General features: G+C 45.0%; 20 protein-coding genes and 1 pseudogene. 13 read left to right on the top strand and 8 right to left on the bottom strand.

Going from position 1 to position 23,954, the window contains the following annotated elements:
• Window positions 1–231: 231 nt before the first annotated feature.
• The 5 genes from QUA00_RS30830 (at window position 232) to yhdJ (ending at window position 6,126) form a co-directional block, all read left to right on the top strand.
• Window positions 232–1,719, top strand: coding sequence for a TldD/PmbA family protein (locus QUA00_RS30830; protein WP_333412227.1), 1,488 nt, complete (start codon window positions 232–234; stop codon window positions 1,717–1,719).
• A 181-nt stretch (window positions 1,720–1,900) separates the two neighbouring features.
• Window positions 1,901–2,152, top strand: a complete 252-nt coding sequence (locus tag QUA00_RS30825) for a DUF4926 domain-containing protein (protein WP_333107552.1) — start codon at window positions 1,901–1,903, stop codon at window positions 2,150–2,152.
• A gap of 59 nt (window positions 2,153–2,211) precedes the next feature.
• A complete protein-coding gene (locus QUA00_RS30820; RefSeq protein ID WP_333412226.1) occupies window positions 2,212–3,558 on the top strand; it encodes a TldD/PmbA family protein in 1,347 nt (448 codons plus the stop codon).
• A gap of 516 nt (window positions 3,559–4,074) precedes the next feature.
• Complete coding sequence (locus QUA00_RS30815; RefSeq protein ID WP_333412225.1) at window positions 4,075–5,199, top strand: THUMP domain-containing protein; 1,125 nt, start codon at window positions 4,075–4,077, stop codon at window positions 5,197–5,199.
• A 66-nt stretch (window positions 5,200–5,265) separates the two neighbouring features.
• Window positions 5,266–6,126, top strand: coding sequence for an adenine-specific DNA-methyltransferase (gene yhdJ, locus QUA00_RS30810; protein ID WP_333412224.1), 861 nt, complete (start codon window positions 5,266–5,268; stop codon window positions 6,124–6,126).
• Window positions 6,127–6,415: 289 nt separating this feature from the next.
• Here yhdJ and hpxZ read toward each other — a convergent pair whose 3' ends face one another.
• The 3 genes from hpxZ to QUA00_RS30795 all read right to left on the bottom strand — a co-directional run bounded on the left by hpxZ (window position 6,416) and on the right by QUA00_RS30795 (window position 8,574).
• Entirely contained in the window at window positions 6,416–6,802 is a 387-nt protein-coding gene (hpxZ, locus tag QUA00_RS30805) for an oxalurate catabolism protein HpxZ (protein WP_333412223.1), read from the bottom strand.
• 246 nt (window positions 6,803–7,048) lie between these two features.
• Window positions 7,049–7,468, bottom strand: coding sequence for a peptidylprolyl isomerase (locus QUA00_RS30800; RefSeq protein WP_332982885.1), 420 nt, complete (start codon window positions 7,466–7,468; stop codon window positions 7,049–7,051).
• A 236-nt stretch (window positions 7,469–7,704) separates the two neighbouring features.
• The gene (locus QUA00_RS30795; RefSeq protein WP_333412222.1) at window positions 7,705–8,574 is read right to left on the bottom strand and encodes a prohibitin family protein; all 870 of its coding nucleotides are present in this window, start codon (window positions 8,572–8,574) and stop codon (window positions 7,705–7,707) included.
• A gap of 87 nt (window positions 8,575–8,661) precedes the next feature.
• On the opposite strand from QUA00_RS30795, the gene QUA00_RS30790 reads away from it, so the two are divergent.
• Entirely contained in the window at window positions 8,662–9,456 is a 795-nt protein-coding gene (locus tag QUA00_RS30790) for an RNA ligase family protein (RefSeq protein WP_333412221.1), read from the top strand.
• A 266-nt stretch (window positions 9,457–9,722) separates the two neighbouring features.
• On the top strand, window positions 9,723–10,871 hold the full coding sequence (locus QUA00_RS30785; protein WP_333412220.1) for an AAA family ATPase: 1,149 nt from the start codon (window positions 9,723–9,725) through the stop codon (window positions 10,869–10,871).
• Between the two features lie 51 nt (window positions 10,872–10,922).
• Here the strand turns inward: QUA00_RS30785 and QUA00_RS30780 are convergent, their stop codons facing one another.
• From QUA00_RS30780 to QUA00_RS30770, 3 genes are all read right to left on the bottom strand, one after another.
• Complete coding sequence (locus tag QUA00_RS30780) at window positions 10,923–11,597, bottom strand: HAD family hydrolase (protein WP_333412219.1); 675 nt, start codon at window positions 11,595–11,597, stop codon at window positions 10,923–10,925.
• Between the two features lie 405 nt (window positions 11,598–12,002).
• Entirely contained in the window at window positions 12,003–12,212 is a 210-nt protein-coding gene (locus QUA00_RS30775) for an acetyltransferase (protein WP_333144887.1), read from the bottom strand.
• 27 nt (window positions 12,213–12,239) lie between these two features.
• A complete protein-coding gene (locus QUA00_RS30770; protein ID WP_333280169.1) occupies window positions 12,240–13,406 on the bottom strand; it encodes a zinc-dependent alcohol dehydrogenase in 1,167 nt (388 codons plus the stop codon).
• Window positions 13,407–14,206: 800 nt separating this feature from the next.
• Between QUA00_RS30770 and mutS the strand changes: the two genes are divergently transcribed.
• The 3 genes from mutS to QUA00_RS30755 all read left to right on the top strand — a co-directional run bounded on the left by mutS (window position 14,207) and on the right by QUA00_RS30755 (window position 18,921).
• Window positions 14,207–16,834, top strand: a complete 2,628-nt coding sequence (mutS, locus tag QUA00_RS30765; protein WP_333412228.1) for a DNA mismatch repair protein MutS — start codon at window positions 14,207–14,209, stop codon at window positions 16,832–16,834.
• Between the two features lie 141 nt (window positions 16,835–16,975).
• Window positions 16,976–18,205 carry an AAA family ATPase gene (locus tag QUA00_RS30760; protein ID WP_333354186.1) on the top strand — a complete coding sequence of 410 codons (1,230 nt, stop codon included), beginning with the start codon at window positions 16,976–16,978 and terminating at the stop codon, window positions 18,203–18,205.
• Window positions 18,199–18,921: a DUF4276 family protein gene (locus QUA00_RS30755; RefSeq protein ID WP_333412218.1), complete on the top strand. Its 723-nt coding sequence runs from the start codon at window positions 18,199–18,201 to the stop codon at window positions 18,919–18,921. Before QUA00_RS30760 ends, QUA00_RS30755 begins: the two co-directional genes overlap by 7 nt.
• A gap of 26 nt (window positions 18,922–18,947) precedes the next feature.
• Here the strand turns inward: QUA00_RS30755 and QUA00_RS30750 are convergent, their stop codons facing one another.
• Window positions 18,948–19,658, bottom strand: a complete 711-nt coding sequence (locus QUA00_RS30750) for a hypothetical protein (RefSeq protein WP_333412217.1) — start codon at window positions 19,656–19,658, stop codon at window positions 18,948–18,950.
• A 29-nt stretch (window positions 19,659–19,687) separates the two neighbouring features.
• A complete protein-coding gene (locus QUA00_RS30745) occupies window positions 19,688–20,365 on the bottom strand; it encodes an actin-binding WH2 domain-containing protein (RefSeq protein WP_333412216.1) in 678 nt (225 codons plus the stop codon).
• Between the two features lie 545 nt (window positions 20,366–20,910).
• Between QUA00_RS30745 and QUA00_RS30740 the strand changes: the two genes are divergently transcribed.
• The 3 genes and pseudogenes from QUA00_RS30740 to QUA00_RS30730 form a co-directional block, all read left to right on the top strand.
• Window positions 20,911–22,146 carry a tyrosine-type recombinase/integrase gene (locus QUA00_RS30740; RefSeq protein ID WP_333412215.1) on the top strand — a complete coding sequence of 412 codons (1,236 nt, stop codon included), beginning with the start codon at window positions 20,911–20,913 and terminating at the stop codon, window positions 22,144–22,146.
• Window positions 22,147–22,814: 668 nt separating this feature from the next.
• A complete protein-coding gene (locus tag QUA00_RS30735; RefSeq protein ID WP_333412214.1) occupies window positions 22,815–23,684 on the top strand; it encodes a BRO family protein in 870 nt (289 codons plus the stop codon).
• A gap of 2 nt (window positions 23,685–23,686) precedes the next feature.
• Window positions 23,687–23,954: pseudogene (locus QUA00_RS30730) on the top strand (hypothetical protein); the annotation flags it as partial.

The following is a 23,954-nucleotide window of genomic DNA, read 5'->3' as shown; positions in this document are numbered from 1 at the left end:
TAACAGGCAAGATGCCTGTTCCACATTAACAGGCAAGATGCCTGTTCCACATTAACAGGCAAGATGCCTGTTCCACATTAACAGGCAAGATGCCTGTTCCACAAACAGTAAATTTCTTGTGGGGAGTAGGGGTTGGGCATCCTGCCCGCCCAGAGAAAGCTTATTGAAAAGGGTTCAAAAAATTGAAAAGCGCTATAATAATTAACAACTAACGACGAATGACGAATAACTATGGTGCAATTAACTGCAAAAATCTCTGCTAACGAGTTAGCAAATTTGGCTGTAGATTTGATTCGGAAAACAGGTTGCGAGTACGGTGATGTACGTTTTTGCAGTTACCGAAGGCAGAATCTTTACGCGCGCGATCGATCTTTAAGTCAACTGTCAGATAATGTAAGTTCCGGTTTTGGCGTGCGGGTGCTTCTAGACGGCGCTTGGGGGTTTGCCGCCAGTCACAGCAAAACACCCGCAGAGGTTGCAAGAATAGTCGCTTTGGCTGTAGAAATTGCTAAAGGCAGCCGCCTAACTCAGAAGGAACCGGTGCGGTTAGTGCCTGTCGAAAAATATGTCGATACCTACATTACTCCCATCACCATTGATCCTTTTTCTGTACCCGTTGCTGACAAAGCCGAACTGCTGCTAACTATCAACGAGAAGCTACTAGCACACGGCGCACAAGGCATCAAAAAAGCTTCTTCTTTTTTGCAGTCCAGCCGCGAAGACAAGGTTTTTGCTTCCACAGAAGGCTCGCTAATCGAACAAACAATCTACCGCAGCTATCCGGGTTTTGACTGTACGGCAATTGCGGGCGGCGATGCCCAAAGTCGCAGTTACGAACGCCCGCCGCTGAATATCGGTTACGAACATATTAATCCAGATGATTTGTTGAGTCAAGTCGAAAGAGTTGCCGCCGAAGCTATTGAGAAAGTCAGCGCTCCCACAGTCCCGGCTGGTATTTGCAAATCCCTGATTCTTAAGCCGACAAATTTGTTTTTGACAATCCACGAATCTGTCGGTCATCCAACTGAATTAGACCGGGTTTACGGCTACGAATCTAATTTTGCTGGCACGAGCTTTGCTACTACTGATAAGTTAAATAAACTGCAATACGCTGCACCTTGGGTGAATTTTAAGTGCGATCGCACTCAACCAGGTGGCCGCGGTACAATGGGTTACGATGATGAGGGCGTAAAATCACAAGAGTGGTACGTTGTCAAGGATGGAATTTTAGTTGATTATCTCACTGACAGAGAGACGGCTTATCGCCTCGGACGTGCCAGCAGCAACGGTTCTGCTTACGCTGACAGTTGGTCTAGCGTGCCGATGGTGAGAATTCCCAATTTGGGATTGGAGCCGGGCCCGGATGGCGGCAGCCATACTGCTACTTTGGCCCAGATGATTGCTGATACGGAAGACGGGATTTTAATCGACGGTATGGGTAGTTATTCGATTGACCAGCAGCGGCGCAATTTTCAATTCGGCGGCGATGCTTTTTGGAAGGTGGAAAAAGGTAAGGTTGTCGGTATGTTGAAGGATGTAACTTATCAGGCGATGACTACTGATTTCTGGAATCAAATAGATGCGATAGGGCCGGCTTCGGAGTTGGTTCAGTGCGGTACTCATATATGCGGAAAAGGCGAGCCGATGCAGGTTGCTCAGATGACTCACGCTTGTGTGCCGGTGCGAGTGAGGGATATTCAAATTGGGGGAAATTCTTAATTAGATTGTAGGTTTTTAAAGTGATAATTATAAAGGAGCTGTAGGGTGCGTCGCCATCAAAAATCCTCAAAAAAATCTAAAATATCGCAGCGACGCACCTTACTAATTATGACAATTGCGTCCCGGACTGACAACTTAGATGCCCGACAGCTTACTCTCAAACCCAAAAAGGAGTCTCGACGTGAAACTTGAACTTTACCAGCGTGTAGCATTGTGTCGGGATATGCCGCTATATCAGCTAAAAAAAGGTGATGTAGCCATGCTAGTCGATCGCGTACCTCCTCCAAGGGAAGGCGAAGATGATGGCTGCGTTCTAGAAATATTTAATGCTTTAGGAGAATCGATTTTAGTTGTGGCTGTTTCTCCTTCTGATGTGGAACCTCTGCGAGCAGATGAAGTGTTAGCAGTACGCTCTTTAGTACAGGCGAGTTAACCGTAGTATTGCGGCTAAACCTATTTTCAAATACAACAAATATTCCGGGACTTTAGCTTATGCTCCTAACAACATCGCCCGCAAGTTTAAGTGAAGACCAAGCCTTATCTTTAGTAGAAAAAGCAGTCAAACTATCCAAAGCAGAGGAAGTATTTGTCAGTCTCTCTACTGGGGAGGAATCTCTTTCCCGCTTCTCGGAAAATCAAATCAGCCAAAATATCAGCAAAACTGTATTTAGCCTGAGCATTACTAGCTATTTCGGTAACAAAAGCGCCTCTGCTGCTGTTACAGAATTTGATGAAGATGCGATCGCCTCCGCAGTCAAGCGATCGGAAGAATTAGCCAGAATTGCGCCGGCAGACCCCGAATGGATGCCGCTGCTGCCGCCTCAAACCTACGATTTGCGATCGCCCGCCTTTGACGCAGCAACGGCAACTGTATCGCCTCTAGCGCGGGCCGAAATGGTGCAGCAAGCGTGCGCCAGATCCTCCCAGGGGGGCGCTCATGGTTCGGGTACTTTGAGCACTGAGGCGTCGCTGTACGCGATCGCCTCGTCAACCGGACTCCGCGCCTGCAACCAGTCTACAGATGCGGATTTCAGCTTTACTGCTCGCGTTGAAGACGGTTCTAGTTGGGCGAAGAGCACTGCTTGGAGTATCAACGAATTGCCGATCGCCCAATTAGCAGAACAAGTGCTCGATCGGGCGATCGCATCTCGCAACCCGCGCCCCATCACTCCCGGCGTTTATCCGGTAATCTTTGACGGTGCTGCTTTTGCGGGCTTGCTACCGTGGGTAATTTGGAGTTTGGATGCGAGGGCGGCGGATGAGGGGCGATCGTTTATGTCGATCGCGGATGCAGAGGGAAAACCAGCGGGAAACCGCGCGGGGGAACAACTTTTCAGCCCGTTAGTGCAAGTGCAGCGCGATCCGGCTCATCCTTTGTTGCGATCGAATACTTTTTTCGGCGACGGATTGAGCAATAACTATTTGGAAATCATCAAAGATGGCGTGCCTAAAAGTTTGTCTTATTCCCGCTACTGGGCAGCACAAAAAGGCAAAGAGGCAAAAGGTGCTTATTACCCGATCGTAATGACAGGTTCCGACCAAAGTTTAGCAGATTTAGTTGCTCAAACCGAGCGAGGAATTTTTGTCAGTCGAGCTTGGTACGTGCGCTACGTGAATCCGAAAACATTGGAAGTAACGGGAATGACTCGCGACGGTACTTTTTGGATTGAGGATGGCAAAATTGCTTACCCGATTAAAAACCTGCGTTTCAATCAAGTTTTACCTGATATGTTGCGCGATGTGGATGCAGTTAGTGCGGTGAAGCGTTACGGCGGTAGTGTCGTGCCCGGAGTGCGCGTGAAAGCTTTTAATTTCACGAGTATTACTGACAGTTTGTGACTCACACATTTTTAACAATCTGTAGGGGCGGGTTTCACAAACAATCACAGCCAACAAAGAACAATCTCTCAAACCCGCCCCCACTGACAGTTTGTGACTCGCACATTTCTAACAATCTGTAGGGCCGGGTTTCACAAACAATCACAGCCAACAAACAACAATCTCTCAAACCCGCCCCCACTGACAGTTTGTGACTCGCACATTTCTAACAATCTGTAGGGCCGGGTTTCACAAACAATTACAGCCAACAAAGAACAATCTCTCAAACCCGCCCCCACTGACAGTTTGTGACTCGCACATTTCTAACAATCTGTAGGGCCGGGTTTCACAAACAATCACAGCCAACAAAGAACAATCTCTCAAACCCGCCCCCACCCAGATTAATGCGAGTGATTTATCGTAAAGGTAGAGTATTTATTGTGAGAGTTAGGATTAAAACCAGCTATTATAGTCATCAGTCTGGTGTCTGTTGTTAGTAACAATGCCCAATGCCCAATGCCCAATTCCCAATTATCAATGAATCAATATTTTGCTACAGTTGCGCGCGGTTTAGAAACTATTGCCGCCCAAGAATTAGAACGTTTAGGGGCCCAGGATGTCAAGCCAGATTTTACAGGGGTTTACTTTGCGGGCGATCGCGCTTTATTGTACCGCGTCAATCTGTGGTCGAGAACTATTTTTCGAGTGCTAATGCCGATCGCCGAATTCCGGTGTTACAACTCGGATATGCTCTACCGCGAAGTGCAGAAAATCCCTTGGGACGAATACTTATATCCCGACAATACTTTAGCAGTAAACTGCACCGGCGGCAACGAAAAGTTGAACCACACTCACTTTACAGCTTTGCAGGTCAAAAATGCGATCGCCGACCAACAGCGCCTGCAATTTAACAAGCGTTCTAATGTTGATGTAGAGCATCCCGATTTGCTAATTAACCTTCACATTCATCAAGATAGAGCTATTTTAAGTTTAGACAGTTCGGGCGGCAGTTTGCACCGCCGGGGATATCGACCGGCGATGGGGCTTGCTCCCCTCAAAGAAACCCTAGCTGCGGCTTTGTTGGAGATGGCAGAATGGACGCCAGATTTGCCGTTTTTAGACCCGATGTGCGGTTCTGGGACTTTGCCTTTGGAAGCGACGTTAAAGGGATTGAATATTGCACCGGGATTGTTTCGAGAAAAGTTTGGATTTATGAGTTGGCGGGATTTTGACGAACCTTTGTGGGATAACTTGTGGGCGGAAGCGGAAAACAGCGAATTACCGGAACTTAAAGAGGTGGTTGCCGGGTGCGATCGCGATTCTGATATGTTAACTCAAGCTCGCACGAACGCGCAGCAAGCTGGTATTTCCGGTAAGATTCAGTTTGCTCAAACCGAGTTATCTCAGTTGGAAGCACCCGCAGACAGAGGCGTTTTGATTTGCAATCCTCCCTACGGAGAGCGCCTGGGAGATGCTAGCGAATTGGGAGATTTGTACAAGATGTTAGGGGATATTTTCAAGAATCGTTTTAAAGGTTGGAATGCGTTTATTTTGACTGGAAATAAGGAGTTGGGTAAAAAGGTGGGACTCAGGACATCGCGGCGAATTCCGGTTTTTAATGGCTCGATTCCGTGTACTTTGCTCAAATATGAACTGTATTAAATATTTATAGAATATATCTGAGTACACTTGACAAGAGCCAATATTTATTGGAAGAGGCTAGGCTAAATGAAAATCTTTGAAATTGACGACCACAAACTCATCTTAGGAGATGTGTTAGAAGTGCTTGGGAGTGAAATCGAAGACAACTCAATAGATTTAATTTTTGCAGATCCTCCCTATAATATTGGCAAAAATTTCAATGGTTTTAAAGACAAGTGGGAATTTGAAAGCGATTATTTAGAATGGAGTTATACTTGGTTGAACTTATGTATTAATAAGCTCAAGCATAACGGCAGTTTGTATCTAATGGCGTCAACTCAAAGTATGCCCTACTTTGATTTATATTTGCGCGATCGCTTAACAATCCTTTCTCGAATAGTGTGGTATTATGACAGTTCGGGCGTACAAGCAAAAAAATTTTACGGCTCTCTTTACGAACCAATTTTATATTGCGTCAAGGACAAACGAAATTATACATTTAATTCCTCAGATATTCTGGTAGAGGCGAAAACCGGAGCTGTTAGGAAACTAATTGACTACCGCAAGGCTACACCATCAGTATATAATTCTAAAAAAGTTCCCGGTAATGTCTGGGAGTTTCCGCGAGTTAGATATCGTATGCCTGAGTATGAGGAACATCCTACCCAGAAACCAACATCGTTGTTAGAAAGAATTATCAAAGCCAGTAGTAATGAGGGCGACGTTGTACTAGATATATTTTCGGGAACTTTTACAACATCATTTGTTGCCAAGCAGTTTAACAGAAAGTCCATCGGCATAGAATTACAAGAAAAGTATCTACAAATAGGATTGCGGAGGTTGCAAATTACCCCGGATGAGAGTGAAGAGAAGCTGATGTCTTTGGAATTTAATTATCAAGATGAGGAAGAAAGTCTGGAACTTGAACTATTAGACGTTTCTCTATAAGATGAATGATTCAGTCAGAACTTACCCACGTACTCCGATTAAAGAAACCGGGTTTTTTACGGGATATGCGGGCTGCAACAAAATATTTTCGCAAAAAAACCCGGTTTCTAACCACCCGTGCGTGCGTAAGTCTTATTAGGAATGAGAATTAAATAATTTCCACAAGTTTGTGGGATGGGGGTCCCGCCCATCCCACAATAACAATTAAAATTGTAAGTTATTTAATTCGCGATCCTTAGTTATAAATTCCGCCTGCTTTAGACAATTATTGTTTCCTTACCTTTAACATTTACACCGGCAACAAAGAAACGTGAGCGGAAACAATCTTCCACCCTTGAGGAAACTTGCGCCACATCTGACTCTGCCGCCCCAGCCGCACTACTCCATCCATTACACGGCGAAATTCCAGCGTCACAGCCGCCGTGTCTGCATCGAATGTCACGACTTTGAGGTTGAACATTTCTCGATCGACATTTACAGGCGATCGTCCTTTGCGAAAAGCCCTCACCTCATCGCTCCCGTACAGGTTCTCCGTCACCCCAAACCGCACGACTTCCGGCGCATCCCAGAACAAATTATCGAGAGTTTCAATATCATTCGTACAAAGAGCTTTTTCGTATTTTAAATATAGTTCAGTTAACTCAGCCACCACAGCAGAATCATTGATAAGAGTCATTCGATTTTAGATTTTAGATTTTAGATTTTAGATTTTAGATTGAAGAATTGACACCACGGATAAATCCGGGGGCTTGAGGATGCAAGGATTTTGGATTTGGGATTGATTCCACGGATAAATCCGGGGGCTGGTACCATTAAGAAATTATTGGTCATAAATTGTAGATATTAAAACTCTTAACTTTCACACGTTTTGTTTGCAATAAGGACTAAATTCCTTATTGCAAACGCAACTAATTAGAGAAAATTAATGCTCAATTTTGAGCGAAATAATCTTGTCACCTTGGCGGATAGCATTGACGACAGACATATCCTCAGTTTTGCCAAAAGTTGTGTGAACTCCATCTAGATGAGACTGGGGAGAATGGCAAATAAAGAATTGGCTACCACCCGTATCTTTACCTGCGTGAGCCATCGATAAAGTTCCTGCCAAATGTTTGTTCGAGTTGATTTCGCACTTGATTTTGTAGCCGGGGCCGCCCGTTCCATTGCCTTTTGGACAGCCACCTTGAATCATAAAGTTAGGAATGACTCGGTGAAAAGCCAATCCATCGTAAAAACCTTTTTCGGCCAAGTCAACAAAATTCTTCACTGTGTTAGGCGCATCCGCATCGAACAATTCCAAATTGATTGTGCCTTTGTCGGTTTCCATTATAGCGCGGGTCATGATTTTTCCTTGCTTCCTAAAATGAGTGTGTTGCCTACGTGTTAATTGCGGACTTCGCTTTTATAACGACAGGTTTCAAACTGTCGTTATATTGTGGCTTTCAGAAGTGTAGCATATTCCGGTAACTCTCATAAGACTTATGTGTGCTTTCTGAGGAAACCCGGTTTATTGCGAGATTTCTGGTTAGCAAAGCCAATATTTTCCCAGACACCGGGCTTGTTACCCTCAGTCATATTTTAATTGTTGGTCACTTGCGGGCGATCGGGTTCTTCCTGAATATCGCTCATATTAAAAATGAAAGGAACCCGACTCGAACCTGGGCCCATAACTAGCACTTTTGGCATCTGAGCGCCGCCGCTTCTCCAAGCTTCGATCGCCTCTTTTTGCAGCACTAAATCCCCGCCTTGAGCCTTCAAAGTTTCAGCCAAAAGTCTTTGAGCTTCAGCCCTACCTTGAGCGCGGTTAATGTCAGCTTGAGCCTGTTGTTCTGCTTCCTGAGCCACATAAACAGCCCTTTGCGCCCGCTGTTCAGCAACCTGTTTCTCCTCAACCGCTTTCGCAAAATCTGTGGAGAATCGAATGTTAACAACGCTCGTATCGAGCACGATTACATCATACTTGGATAGCCTTTCCTTCAGCGCAGTATCAAAGTCTCGCTTCAGTTCACTTCTTTGAGTAATAGATTGTTCGGCGGTTCTCAGTGCAGCCGCTGTTTTAAATGCTTCTTGCGTCTGAGGAGCAATAATTTTTGAGACTATATTCTCCAAAGTTCCTTGAGTCCTTCTGATCTCCACTATTTTCTCAGCATCGAGGCGAAAATTGATCGCAAAACTAGCATTTAAATCCTGAAGGTCTTTAGTAGCACTCTGGGCGGGAACTTCAAATTTTTGCACTGTTACATCGTACACATCTACCTTGGATATCAACGGGGGTCTGAGATGAAACCCCTCTAACAATGCTCCATCTGTGGCTTTTCCTAAAACGCTAACCACCCCTGCTTCACCGGGATTGATAACGACGAAAGAGTTTAATCCGAGGAGTAGCGCGCCTACTAATAGAATCCCAGCGATTGCTGATGATATGCTTTGGAAATTTTGAGTTTTCAACTTACACGCTCCTTTGTGATAATTCCATTATAATGGTTAAATAGATTGGGTCGCCTCTAAAGTCTCAAATCTCAAAGGGATTGGCTGATGGTCAAAATTGTTAAATATCCTCGAACTTATCACATCGAAGGTTCGCGTTTCCAACCGGGTGATGAAGACCTCGACAGCGTGCCATTTAGCGCTGTGATCGATCGCCCGACAGTGATTGAAGAAAAGGTAGACGGCGCTAATACAGGCATCAGCTTCGCACCCGACGGACAAATGCTGCTGCAAAGTCGCGGCCACTATCTCACCGGTGGGCCGAGGGAAAAACATTTTAACTTATTCAAACAGTGGGCTTTCAGTCTCAGCCCAGCCCTGGGAGAAGTGCTGGGAAATCGCTACATTCTTTACGGCGAATGGCTTTATGCCAAACACACTGTTTTTTATGATTTTTTGCCGCACTATTTTATGGAATACGATGTGCTGGACTTAGAAACCAGTCAATTTCTGAGTACAGAATCCCGCCAGAAATTGTTAAGCGGACTGCCGTTAGTGTCAGTTCCCGTGCTGTTTTCTGGAGTGCTGAAATCGCCCAAGCACATGATGCAGTTTATGGGAAAATCTAATTTTATTCAACCGGGACATTTGGATCGGTTGCGTTTGTCCAGTCGGGAATTGGGATTAGATGAGGAGCGGTGTTTGAAAGAGACTGACAAGAGCGATATTATGGAAGGTTTGTATATTAAAGTAGAGGAAGATGGCATAGTAAAGGCGCGTTACAAATACGTGCGTGCCAGCTTTTTGACTGCTATTAAAAATGCCGAAGGACATTGGCTAAATCGCCCAATTGTACCCAATATTCTGCGTCCCGGCGCCGATTTATTTAATTTTAGTTTGTAAACAGATATCTTGCACCATTGTGAAGAACGGGCAAGATGCCCGTTCCACAAAGAATGAGTTTTATTGTGGAACAGGCATCTTGCCTGTTCCTAAACAAGTAATTGAGAATGGTGCAAGATGTGAGTAAAGTAAGAAATGCCGACCATTGGTGTCAAATTTCCACGCTCTTTCCCGAAGTCCGGCAGGGGTTTAAACCCCTGACTCAAAGCTAAAGTCCTCTTCCATAGGACTGATGAGTTGTTCAGTCAGATCCAACAAGTAAAGTTATGAATACACTGTTAGCGCCGCCTTGGACTTTTCCCTTTTGCCCCCAACCGCCCGATTGGTTTCTGGATTGGGACAGCATTCAAAATCATTTCGATTGGATTCAAAACTTAAAAGGCTGTCAGCAAGACCCGATTTATCACGCCGAAGGAGACGTTTTAATTCATACCAGAATGGTCTGCGAAGCATTAATATCTTCCCCGAATTGGCGGCAACTTCCCGAAAAAGAACGATCGATACTTTTTGCCGCCGCTTTGCTGCACGATGTCGCCAAACCCGCCTTTACAACAATAGAAGCCGACGGCAGAATTAGTTCAAAAGGTCACGCCCGCCAAGGTGCGAGAATGGTCAGACAAATTTTATCTCAATTCGACCCGCCCGTGCAGTTTGAGATTCGCGAAACAGTTGTGGCGATCGTCCAATTCGGCAGTTTACCCATCTGGCTGATCGACAAACCCAACCCCCAGCAGTCTGTAATTAAAGTCAGTCAAGTTGTCCGCTGCGATTTCCTCGCACTTTTAGCCGAAGCAGACGTGCGCGGCCGACAGTGTAGCGACAGACAAGAATTGCTTGATAAAATAGAACTATTTCGGGAGTTTTGTCAAGAAAATAATTGTTTGGATTCTCCCCGACAATTCCCCTCTGCACACAGCAGATTTATCTACTTCCGCAAAGAGAACGGCAACCCGGATTACGAAGCATTTGACGACACTAAATGCGAAGTAATTTTGATGTCGGGATTGCCCGCAAGTGGTAAAGATTATTGGATTCGGGAAAATCTTCCAGATTTGCCAGTAATCTCGCTGGATGCACTGCGAAAAGAGATGAATGTCCCTCCCGACGAAACCCCTGGAAATGTGGTGACAGCCGCCAAAAAAAGAGCGCGCGAATACATGAACGAGGGGCGTTCTTTTGTGTGGAACGCCACGAATACAACTAAACAAATGCGGCAGCAATTAATTGATTTTTTTGCTGCTTATCAAGCGCGAATTCGCATTGTTTACTTGGAAGTTCCTTTTGAGGAAGTATTGCACCGGAATCGATCGCGCACAGCAACAGTACCGGAAGCAGTCATTCGCAAATTAGCTGCGCGGCTGGATATTCCAGACATCACAGAAGCGCATCAAGTCGATCGGATCGTAACCGATTAGGTTACTTTAGGGGCGATTCCCCCCAGTTAGCCATCTTACTTCAACGCGCTACTAATTTTTTTTCCCTAAAATAGAATCGTCATAATGCGCCAACAAATCAGCAGGGTGATCGTAAATTGCCGCAGCATTTGCCAGCGAAGCATCATCGAAACCTCCGCACCGAAAAGCAATTACTGGCACCCCGCACTTGCCCGCAGCTTCGATATCGTAAGGAGTATCAGCTAACATTACCGTCTGACTCGCTTCCATCTGCAATTTGCTCAAAGCAGCTTCCACAATATCCGGTTCCGGTTTAGAAGCTTCTGCATCACTCGATGTCGCCGCTTGCGCTTGATCCAATAAATCGTCAACTTGTGCAGCTTTCAGCAAACCGGAAAGTTCTTCGGTGGTAGCTGAAGTAGCAATAATTAGCCGCAATCCTTCTTGCTGCATTTTTAACAGCAAATCCCGCGAACCGGGGGTTGGAGAAAGATCGGGAGAAAAGCGGTTAATAATCAGTTCTTTGCGCCGCTGTGCAATCTTTTTCCCGTCGCCTGTTTCGTCGGAAAGTCCTGATACCATTTTGGGTATAACTTTGTCGCCTCCCATGCCAATTAGCGGGCGAACTTTCTCGAACGGCACCTCGTAGCCGTAAGTCGCAAATGACTCTACCCAAGCTTGAGCGTGGGCGTCATTGCTGAGCGTCAGAGTACCGTCAATATCGAGAATTACTGCTTGCAATTGCATAACTTATTTGTTGTTAGTTATTAGACTTATTCCAAAAAACTATTTGGTAGTAAAAACTTTAGTCCACAATTATTTAATTAGTCAATCGGATACGGAAGTCCCCACTACGAACCTTTAGACAGGGACTTCAGTCTCAGAGCGATTTTTCGGGTTAAATTGACACCTATGTACCCTGTTCCTACCCCTAGCTTCCCCTCCCCCCCAGGGCTGTTTCATTCTCTTGTAGGGGCAATCCCACGCCCGGTTGCCCCGATATCTGAAACCCCTACCCGCTCGTCTATCGGCCGGGCGGGCACGGGGAGTAGGGGTCGCACCGCCCCTACAAAACCCTGGTTTTTCTGAGAATGAAACAGCCCTGCCCTGCCCTCGCCCCCTTGTTAAAGGGGATGGGGAGAATCAGAAGAATTAATGAGTTTGATAATTTTCCTCAGTCCAACAGCGCGGCAAAGTTTCACCGGAAGGAAAGACTAAATTACTTTTTGGAAAAGTTGCTGTCTCTTGCTCTTCTTGACCAGCTTGATTTTTTCCCGGCACTTCATTTTTTGTAGGGCTGATTAAAGCATCTACATCGAGGATTTCAATCAAGTCGCCTGATTCTTTTTCTTGTAAAAGCATAGTTTCTCCTTGTCAATTGAATGCGAGTTAGGGTTTGAGGACAACTTTGATGCAGTTGTCTTTTTTGTTGAGGAAAATCTCGTAGGCGTGGGGCGCTTCATCCAATTTCATTCGGTGCGTAATTACGAATGACGGGTCAATTTCGCCTTTTTGAACGCGATCGAGCAACGGCCGCAAATAGCGGTGAACGTGCGTTTGTCCCATTTTCAGGGTCAAGCCTTTGTTGAAAGCTGCACCTAGGGGCACTTTGTCAACAAAGCCGCCGTAAACGCCGGGAATTGAGACTGTGCCGCCTTTGCGGCAAGCTACTATCACTTGTCGCAGGGCAGTGGGTCGATCGCTCTCCAACCGCACGGCTTGCTTAGCTTTGTCGTACAAAGCGTCGAGACCGGTGCCGTGGGCTTCCATTCCCACCGCGTCGATGCAAGAGTCGGGCCCGCGTCCCCCCGTCATTTCGGTGACGGCTTCGCCGGCGTCCATTTCTTCGTAGTTGATGATTTCAGCTTTGGCCGCAGCCGCCATTTGCAAGCGTTCCGGTACGCGGTCGATCGCAATTACTCGATCGGCCCCCAGCATAAACGCGCTTCTGATCGCAAATTGTCCGACTGGGCCGCATCCCCAAACGGCTACCGTATCCCCCGGCTGAATGTCACAGTTTTCGGCCGCCATGTAACCCGTAGGAAAGATATCGGTGAGGAACAATACTTGTTCGTCCGAAAGTCCGTCGGGAATTTTTAAAGGGCCGACATCTGCAAACGGAACCCGCGCGTATTCTGCTTGACCTCCTGCATAGCCGCCCGTTAAATGGGAGAAGCCAAACAGTCCAGCCGGCGAATGGCCGTAGATTTTTTCAGCCAATCCTGCATTGGGGTTGGAGTTGTCGCACAGCGACCACAAATCGCGGTTGCAAAAGAAGCAACTGCCGCAAGAAATAGTAAAAGGAATGACAATGCGATCGCCCTTTTTTAAGTTCTTGACTTCGCTGCCGAGTTCGACTACTTCCCCCATGAATTCGTGGCCCATGATGTCGCCCGATTGCATTGTCGGGATCAAGCCGTTGTAGAGGTGCAAATCTGAGCCGCAGATTGCTGTAGACGTGATTTTAACTATCGCATCGCGCGGGTTGATAATTGTTGGGTCTGGTACATTATCAACTCGCACATCATTTGCTCCGTGCCAGCAAAGAGCTTTCATTATTTTTTTTCCTCTAGTCAACTACTAGCTAGCAGATTTTTGATTCTAAATCTTAAATTTACTACGCCCATAAATTACCTGCTTGGATGTTTTAATTTTAAGCCTATAAAATATATTATCTCTCTATCCGAGGTATAATTTGTAAATCTATCTTCCGGCTGTTTTCAATAACAAAAATGTAAAGTTTATCCTCCTACTAAAGTGCGGGAAATTTCACATTGTTCTGTTAACCACCAACATTTATAGCAACCACGCCCGACGGTTAGGACGTTCTTAATTGCTGAAATCCTTGCTTCTTCCTTCTCTCCTAGATAACTAAAGCCTTCTTCCTTCTGCCATAACAGCTAAGGAATGAGAATTAAATAACTTAGAATGCGTGATGGTTCTTGTGGGATGGGCGTCCCGCCCGTCCAGAAAGGGCGGGCGGGACGCCCAACCCACTTTCAAGAGTGTAAATTATTTAATTCGCGATCCTAACAGCGAGATGGATGAGATTGTTTTTGTCGATCTCCGATCGCTCTCCTCTCACAATAAATAAAACTTTCGCACTTAATCTCACTATAGCCGAGGATTAAGCTCACATTAGATAAAAAGCGACCGAAAAATTCTCAACTAAAAGCGGGTTGATCGATTATTAAGTAGGGTGCGTGAATTTTGTATAGCTCAACACTGTTCCTCAATATTGAGAATCACGCACCCTGCTTAAGGAGGATTAATCGTCACATATTGTATATTAGTTAGAGCTAAAAGCCGAGCTTGCGCTAAAGTTGTTAAAGATTAAAATTTATCGATCGCCTTTTATGCCTTACACTGCATCTACCCCAACAGATCCCCATCAACCCAACATCCGCAATGCCGACCACCGCCTACTAGAATTCACCAAGCTGACGCCGATGATGCAGCGGTATGTGGAAGTGAAAGAACAGTATCCCCACGCACTTTTATTGTTTCGAGTCGGAGATTTTTTTGAGTGTTTTTTCCAAGATGCAGTTACTATTTCGCAGGAATTAGAACTTGTTTGTACTAGCAAAGAAAGCGGCAAAGAAATTGGCAGAGTGCCGATGACAGGAGTGCCGCACCACGCCCTCGACCGCTACACCTCAATGTTAGTAGAAAAAGGCTATGCTGTGGTAGTTTGCGACCAAGTAGAAGATGCCTCGATAGCTGCGAAAGAAGGCCGCCAAGTCAAGCGAGAAATTACCCGCATTCTCACTCCCGGAACCTTGACTGATGACGGAATGCTCAAACCCAGACAAAATAATTTTTTAGCAGCAGTCGTCATCGCTGGGGAACATTGGGGATTGGCTTATACAGATATTTCTACAGGAGAATTCGTCACTACCCAAGCAGACAGTTTAGAACAATTAACCCTTGAATTGCTGCGCTTGCAGCCTTCGGAAGTCTTGGTACCGACTAATGCGCCGGATTTGGTGACTATGTTGAGGCCCGGAGAGAAATCCGAGCATTTACCCGATTGTTTGCCGAATTCGTTTTGCTATTCTTTGCGATCGCAAATTCCGTTTAGTTTGTCCGAAGCAAAACAGAGAATCCTGCAAAAGTTCAAAGTGCGATCGCTCGAAGGTATGGGATGCGGCCACCTTTCCCTCGCAGTGCGCGCCGCTGGCGGTTTGCTGCAATATATCGAAGAAACTCAAAAGGAAAAAGCAGTTTCTTTGCAAAGACTGCACACTTACACTCTCACCGATTTTCTCATACTCGACTACCAAACCCGCCGCAATCTCGAAATTACTCAAACAGTGAGAGATGGGGTTTTTCACGGTTCGCTGCTGTGGGCGATCGACAAAACCAGCACCGCAATGGGAGGCCGCGCTTTGCGCCGCTGGGTGCTGCAACCTTTGCTCAACATTAAAGGCATTTGCGCCCGACACGACACGATTCAAGAATTAGTAGAAAATAACGCCCTGCGCCAAGATTTGCAGCAGTTGCTTCGCCAAATTTACGATATCGAAAGACTGACAGGCCGCGCCGGTTCTGGAACAGCTAGCGCGCGGGATTTGGTCGCTTTAGCTGATTCTCTCTCGAAACTGCCGGAATTAGCTTCGATCGCAGCCCAAGGGCGCTCGCCCTATTTGAAAGCGCTGCAAAATGTACCGCCACTTTTAGAAGAATTAGCAAGTAAAATTCACGCTCATTTAGTTGACGAACCGCCGATTCATTTAAAAGAAGGAGGTTTGATTCGATCGGGAATCAATCCGATGCTAGATGAAATGCGCCACACTGCATCAGCAGATCAAGAATGGATTGCAAATTTAGAAGCAACTGAGAGAAAACGCACGGGAATTTCTAATTTAAAAGTAGGCTACAATAAAGCTTTCGGTTATTACATCAGCATTACCAAATCGAAAGTAGATCAAGTGCCCAAGGACTACACCCGCAAGCAAACTCTCACCAATGAAGAACGTTATAGCACTGAAGAATTAAAAGAAAGGGAAGTGCGAATTCTGACGGCGCGAGAAGATTTAAATCAATTGGAATACGATATTTTTGCTAAAGTGCGATCGGAGGTAGGAGAACACGCCGAAATTATTCGCAACGTTTCCCGGGCTGTGGCGGCGGCAGATGTTTTGTGCGGTTTGGCAGAAGTAGCAGTTTACCAGAATTACTGCCGCCCGACTATGACAGAAAGTCGGGAAATTAAAATTATTGAAGGTTGTCATCCTGTGGTGGAAAAGTCTTTGCCGCCGGGATTTTTTGTACCTAATTCTGCTTTTTTGGGTCGGGAAGAATCGCTAAACCGCCCCGATTTAATTATTTTAACCGGGCCGAATGCTAGCGGGAAAAGCTGCTACTTGCGGCAGGTGGGTTTGATCCAGTTAATGGCGCAGATGGGCAGTTATGTGCCGGCGAAAGCTGCGAGTTTGGGAATTTGCGATCGCATTTTTACCCGTGTCGGCGCAGTAGATGATTTGGCAACCGGTCAGTCTACGTTTATGGTGGAAATGAACGAAACTGCAAATATTCTCAATCACGCGACGCCGCAATCATTGGTTTTGCTAGATGAAATTGGCAGAGGAACGGCGACGTTTGACGGACTTTCGATTGCTTGGTCTGTGGCCGAATATTTAGCAACTGAGATTCGGGCGCGGACAATTTTTGCGACTCACTATCACGAATTGAATGAGTTAGCTTCTATTTTAGATAATGTCGCAAATTATCAGGTGACAGTGAAAGAATTGCCGGATCAAATCGTATTTTTGCACCAAGTTCAGCCGGGAGGTGCTGACAAATCTTACGGAATTGAAGCGGGCAGATTAGCTGGTTTACCGCCGTCGGTGATTGACAGGGCGAGACAGGTGATGAAGCAGATTGAGAAACATAGCAAAATTGCGATCGGGCTGCGGAAAGGTGTTAAAAAAGATGGCAAAAAAGAGTCGGAGGGCGAACAGTTGGATATTTTTGAGGATTGAAATAAGCGAATGGTGTTCCGAATCCAGGACTTAGCTATCAACTCTATTTTAAGGTCAGTAATCGGGGCATCACTGACCTTAAAATGACGAAACTGTGATACTATGCTTGAAGATATCAAAAGCTTTAAATAGGAGGATGAGATGCAAGGCAAAAGATTTATCCGAACTCTTCGCTTAAAAAACTTTCTATCCTACGGAAGTGAAGGAGAGGAAATAGAACTTCAACCCCTGAATGTGTTAATTGGCCCCAACGCATCTGGCAAGTCCAACTTGATCGATGCCGTGGGGATTTTACAGTCAACACCCAATGATATAAATACTCCATTTCGGCAAGGAGGCGGTATTGGCGAGTGGCTTTGGAAAGGTGATGAAAAAAATTCCAACAATATTCCAACAGCTACAATCGAGGCAACCGTAGATTACCCTGAAGAACCTATCCCCTTACGCTATCAAATCTCTTTCACGATGGTAGGTCAAAAACTAGAAATTGTAGATGAAGCTGTAGAAAATGAAGAAAAATTTGGCCCAAGTTATAAAGATGTATATTTTTTCTACCGCTATCAAAATGGCAATCCAGTCTTAAATATTAGAAAGGTCTCAGAAGAGGGAACAAGTACATATACTAATAGGGGCGAACGCCATCTTCGCCGTGACGAGATAAATCCTTCTCAATCAGTTTTGTCCCAAAAACAAGACAAAGATTTTTACCCTGAATTAGCCTACTTAAACAATCAGTTTTCCAATATCCGTATTTATCGGGAATGGAATTTAGGCAGGTACACGCCACCAAGAAAGCCCCAACCATCTGATTTACCAAATGACTTCCTTGAAGAAGATGCAAGTAACCTTGCTCATGTTTTGCTCGATTTAGATTTCCAAGGTATTAAACCTTTACTAATCGAGCAGTTGCAAAAGTTCTACGAGGCAGTAGGTGACATCACAGCTAGACTTGAAGGCAGTACAATACAAACATTTCTCAGGGATAAAAAATTCAAGAGAGCAATTCCTGCTACCCGTTTATCAGATGGTACCCTTCGTTATTTGTGCTTGCTGACTTTACTTTGCCACCCAAGTCCACCACCCCTGATTTGTATTGAAGAACCAGAATTAGGGTTACATCCAGATATCTTATCGACTGTTGCTGAATTGCTAATTGCGGCATCTAAAAGAACTCAAATAATTGTTACTACTCATTCTGATGCTTTAGTTTCTGGTTTGAGTGAAGTTCCCGAATCCGTCTTAGTTTGCGAACAGAATAACACAGGCAGTCACTTGCGCCGTCTAGAGCCTCAGCAACTTAAAAAGTGGTTGGAAAAGTACACTCTAGGAGATTTGTGGCGGATGGGACACATCGGAGGAAACCGATGGTAAGGGAGATTCGTATTTATATTGAAGGCATTGGAGATGAAAGTGAAGATGAAAGTACAACAGAAAATATACCTCAACAACGTCCGGGATTTAGGAGTAAAATTCCGGCAGGAAAAGAGACAACAGCGGGGCTGCGAGCGGGTTTTGTTCATCTCTTCAAAGAACTCTACGATCTCGCAGAGAGCAAAGGCATAAAAATCCTGTCAATCATGTCTGGATCTCGCCGCGATGCTTGCGAAGATTTCCTAATGAGTATGGAATCTTATCCAGATGCTTTTAATGTTTTGCTTGTTGATTCTGAATCTCCTGTTTCTGAAACTCACACACCTTGGGAGCATTTAAGGAGCAGAAAAGAAGACCAACCTTGGATTTTGGCGACCCAAGGGCGTGATGATGCCTGTTGCCACTTAATGGTACAAACTATGGAGGCTTGGTTTATTGCTGATATTGATGCTTTAAGCAAGTTTTATAATGGCGGATTTAAAGAAGATTATCTTCACAAAAGGCTGGGAAATCAAAGCGTGGAGAAAGTTTCCAAATACAACCTGAGTAAGTGGCTGATATCAGCCACTAATAAAACCTCTAAAGGTAAATATCACAAAACACGACACGCTCCAAAACTCTTAGCACTTTTAGATATTGACAAGGTACGCAAGGCTTCTCCTAGTTGCGATCGCCTTTTCACAACAATAATTACCAAAATCCGAGAAGAGACATAAATACATTGCGTGTATGTAATCCCTATTTACTTGCCATTTTGTAACTTTCTTACCTCTTTGTGTACGCTCATCCCAATTTCCAAAGCTTCATTCAGCAACCGCCCGTATTCAGTCGCCCGATCGCTCACATCCACCGCCATCAAAGCAGCCAAATTACTTTCAATATTAGCAAATAACTCGTAACGGCGACCGATAAATTGCTGATTTTCCCGGAGAATTTTCTCTGTTTTCAAAGCACATACTAAACTTTCTCTAGTAATTTTTAGTGCCTCAATTGCATCTCCTCGGTTAATTAAATTGGCTTGTAAATTGCCAGCAGCCGTTAGGCGATCGATAATATCTAAAGCCTGAATCACCTCATGATACTTCTCAACTTCATCCAGCAAACCCGCCAGCGTTGCCAGAGGCTTTGCCTTAACCCATTTATAGACATTCCAAGCCACAGTAATCGCCAGCGACAAACCCAAAGTTATTTGTAAAACCCTGACAAATATCTCAGCATCGCTAAATGAACCAACATTATGTTTATTAGCCAGTAAAGCAATCGGCAGCGAAACAACTAATGTCAGGCAAAATATCAGCAACTCATTCAACAAAAGAGAAAACAGCTTTTTCCCGTCCCGGAGTGCAGCAGATCGGTAAAAATCCGCTGAAAAACCGTCGCTCAAAGCTATTCCGCTCAAATCCTCTAACTCCTTCTCAGAAATTTTTAGCTGTTCCAAATCCGCTTGTATCACTCTTTAAAATCTCCTTAAATTGGGATTAATTACGATCCTCCCAGAGACATAATGGATTGCCACAGACTCAGATAAAAATTGCTTTCTCGGTTTCGGAAGAGTTGAAAAGCCATTCCCGACGACCCAAAAAACGGTCTCAGCGTCCATCCCAACTGAGTGCCAACAAACGCATAGAGTCCCAACCAAAAGCGCAAAATATTTAGCCTGATGTCTTTGCCTTCGGCATCTTGTTCAGACAGAAAGTGCATTCCTTGATAAATGAAACTTACTCCCAAAAATCCTGTGATTGCCATAATAGCAACATTCAACACCAGAAAAAAACTGTAATTGGGACTGCTTAGGAGAAAAAACAGACTGACAGGTGCAAATCCAAACAACAAAACGCTAATCATCGCCATCGCTGTCATCAACAATGTCAAATACTGCTCAAAAGTTCGTTTTGAACCAAACATGACATTAAAAAAGTACAGTGTGGGAAAGCAGATAATCAGCGTCAGCAAGTAAAGTGCTGGCAACTTAATTGCTGAAACCAGACATTGCATCCACGTACTAGAGGCACCTAATATCGCTCCGTAAATGCCAAAAAATAGGGTACTAGAAATCAACAAACCGAAAATTTTAGATTTGAGCTTGACACCTTGGCGAATTTCTTCAAGAAATTGTTGCCGTTCCCGCAGCAAATACATTACTACTGAAAAATATTTCACGGGCCCTCCTTGTGACTGATGCGACTCCGAATCAGTCATAACTCAAGCTGAGTTCGATCGGCAATCTTGTCAAATCAGGGCACTCTATGTTAACCACTTATTCTTGCAGATACAGGACTTACACAGAACCTAATTATGTAGGGTGCTCTTGGACCGCGCACCTTACCGCTATTAACTATCGGCTGGATATTTCTAGTCAAATTCTAGTCACATTGTCTCCAAATTGTATCCAAAAAGGTCATTTGATAGTCATTTCGTAGTCATTTCCTAGTCATTTGATACTCAATTTAACCCTTGACTCAGCCGTATTTTGGGCAATAAAAAACCTCAAACCGTTGATTTATCGTTGGTTTGAGGTTTTTATAGGCGCAAGCGGGCAGCGGGAATCGAACCCGCATAGTTAGCTTGGAAGGCGCTAGGGAGTAAGCGCTAAACCCTTTGTGTAGTAAGGAGTTGTGTGTTTAACAAATACTTTGTCTCCAATTTTGTCTCCAGTTTGTCTCCAAAAGTAGTATCTTGGTTGCATTGAAATTGGAGGCAAAATTATGGTTGACTCTCCCGATCGGGCAAAAAAGGGATCGGTTGTTGTTCAGACTCGCAGTGGCAGACTGAGGTTGCAATTACCCAGACATCTTTATGGCGGCGAACGCAAACACTTTTACCTCAACTTGGCAGATACCCCTGAGAACTGGGAACTAGCAGAGGCTAAAGCACAGTTGATTGAATCCGACATCAAGTTTGAGCGGTTTGACCCCACACTCAAGAAGTACAAGTCACAGACTCACCTGACTGTTATTGAGACAGTCAAGCCTAAGCCAGAACTGACACTGACTAAGCTGTTTGCTAAATACTTGGAATTCAAGAAACCAGCACTCAAGGCCACAACTTTTAACTACTTGGTAACAGGTATTCAAAGCTATGTTGACCGTTGCCCCTACCAACCTCTATCAGAGGACTGTGCTTTGCAGGTACGCGCTTGGCTGTTGGAGGATACGACTAACAGCATGACTAAAAGGATTTTGACGCACCTAAATGCAGCGGTGAAATGGGGGATTAAGTTCAAGATTGTCAAGGGTTTAACTGTATCCCCATTTGAAGGGCTGGCAACGGAACTGCCTAAACATAACTGGGAAAGTGACCCGGAACCGAACGCATTTACAGCACAAGAAAAAGAGCTGGTTTTAGAGGCTTTTAAGAACCATAGAGGTACTTGGAATGGGAGGGGAGAAACGGGGCAAAAGTTTTGTTTTTACTACCCGATGGTGCAGTTCTGGCTGATGACTGGATGCCGTCCCTCTGAAGCTGTTGGTTTGAGATGGTCTGACATTGCTACTGACTTTTCTCACATTGTGTTTAATGGGAGTATACAGCACCCAAGCGGTAAGGAGACAAGGGTTGACGGCAGTAAAAACAACAAACGGCGTAAATTTCCTTGCAATCAAGAACTGGTTCAGTTGTTGAAAGGTATCAAGCCACAAAATCTGACTGACAAGGATAGATTGGTATTTCCATCACCTATTAAGGGCGGGGCGATTAATTACAACAATTTCAGTAAGCAGGTATGGCATAAATTGGTAGACCCGATTACTGAAAAAACCAGGCAACATGAACAGGGTTCTAAGACTACTACCCCTTACTCTTGCCGGGATACTTTTATCAGTGAACAAGTTGGCAAGGGTGTACCGAGTGCGGTTGTGGCTAAATGGTGCGATACGTCGGAAAGGGTGATTAATGCTGTCTATTTAGATGGCAAGATTTTGGAGCATTTACGCCCGCTTTGATGCTGTTGGGATGTTGATTCTAGAGGCAATTTTTTTGTAGATTTTCTTGCGTACAAAATCAACACCGGGACGCGACAGGCATCTGATTTTAAGCCAAAAAACACGCACTTCCTGTGTGTGTGCTGGAACCATTGCTGATAAAAGCTTTTAGCGATTGTAGCGCTGGTATTACTGGCACAGTTGTATATGTGACAGTTAATGTGTCAATCTATAATATATATAGTGACAGTTGATTTTACTGAGTGTTAAAAATCCAGTTGTTTTTGGGTTTAATGCGTTGAAAATATATAGTTTACGGCGTAAATGTGAATTTTTTTCACAGTCAATGCGTATTTTTACCTGTGACAGTTGGAATAACTTGATAGACAGTTAGTGTGGCAGTTTATATTCAGTTAGTGTGACAGTTTACACTAAGTGCTAGTTTACAATTGTATACATTGCGACACAAAGTTTTACACTTCCTGTCTTGACAAGGAAGTGGAAGTCTGCAATCGTGAGTAACTAAGGAAGATTGATGCGCGGTTGACGAGCACTTGCAATGCTAGCCAAACCACGACTTCCCCAAACGTTCGTGTTCAACGGTTGGAGCCGATAAATTATGACATTTTTAGACGGTTGTCTTTGCGGACGATCGCAACTCTTAATGATTGAGTTTGCGAGGTTTTGCAATGACTGAACTATCAATTTTCGATTTTGAGGGTCAAGAAATCAAGGTAAAGGGTATCGGTTCAACCGATACCCCTGAGTGGATAGCCGCTGACGTGGGTGCTGTTCTAGGTATTGACCAGAGTACCCTCAGCCGTCGGGTTGCGAAGATGCCTGACAGTTGGAAGGGTATGTATTCAATACATACCCTTGGAGGTCAGCAACAAATGCTCACCGTGACAGAGCCAGGTCTTTATGAGCTAATTTTCCGATCGGACAAACCAGCGGCTCAACGGTTCCGAGTTTGGATGTTTGAGGAAGTGTTACCCAGTATCCGCCGGACAGGGAGCTATTCTCATTCCGCTTCAGAGCAGAAAGTTGACAATCAAGTCTCCCAGCTCATAGGCCTTGCACAGACCCAAGTCGAGGTCATCAACGAACAGCAGAAAATGCTGGCAGCAGCGCTAACGGCTCTCCACAAAACCACAGCAAAGGACAAAAAACAGCCCAAGTGGACACCGCGAAGCACCAGTCATTTACTGGAGTTTGCCCGCGAAGTCGGCTTAGAATCTCAACCAGACGGTCGGGTCTTCACATCTGACATCTGGCAACAGTTACGAGATTGGTACATCAAGACGGGAGTGTTGAGGGTTGAAATTCTAAAAGGTGAAGAGAAATTAACTTGGCACGACTTGCCGAAAAAGCATGGCAACCCCGTCAAAGCTATCAACCAGTTACCCCGGAGGCTTTGCGAGGTTTTCCCTAAGCTTCAAATACTGCGTTACACAGGGCATGATACAGGACCTAATGGTAAATCGCGACTTGGATGTAGTTACTTGTCCGGCATTGGATACGTGCAGAAGTCCGCACTTCCTGGGGAGGACGAAGTATGACCATGACTAAACCTACCGTCAGCTACCGTCGCATTGACCAATTAAAGGCGATCGCCTATGACCGTGGCTTCACCAATGAGGATGCCAAGCAGTTCGGGAAGCTTAGCAAAACTGCTACATGGGAAGCGCTGCTAGAACTGTACCTCGTTGACGGTGAATCACTTGACACAGTGAATGTAGACAGTGTAGACGTAGTGCTAGACATACCACTAGACACAGTTCTGGGAAGTGTAGACGCAGTGCCTGAACTGCTTGACACAGTGAATGTAG

It is taken from the genome of Microcoleus sp. T2B6 (genome assembly GCF_036700475.1).
Lineage (GTDB): Bacteria > Cyanobacteriota > Cyanobacteriia > Cyanobacteriales > Microcoleaceae > Microcoleus.
Note: the sequence above shows the minus strand (reverse complement) of the source record. Positions and strands in the feature narration are given on the sequence as shown.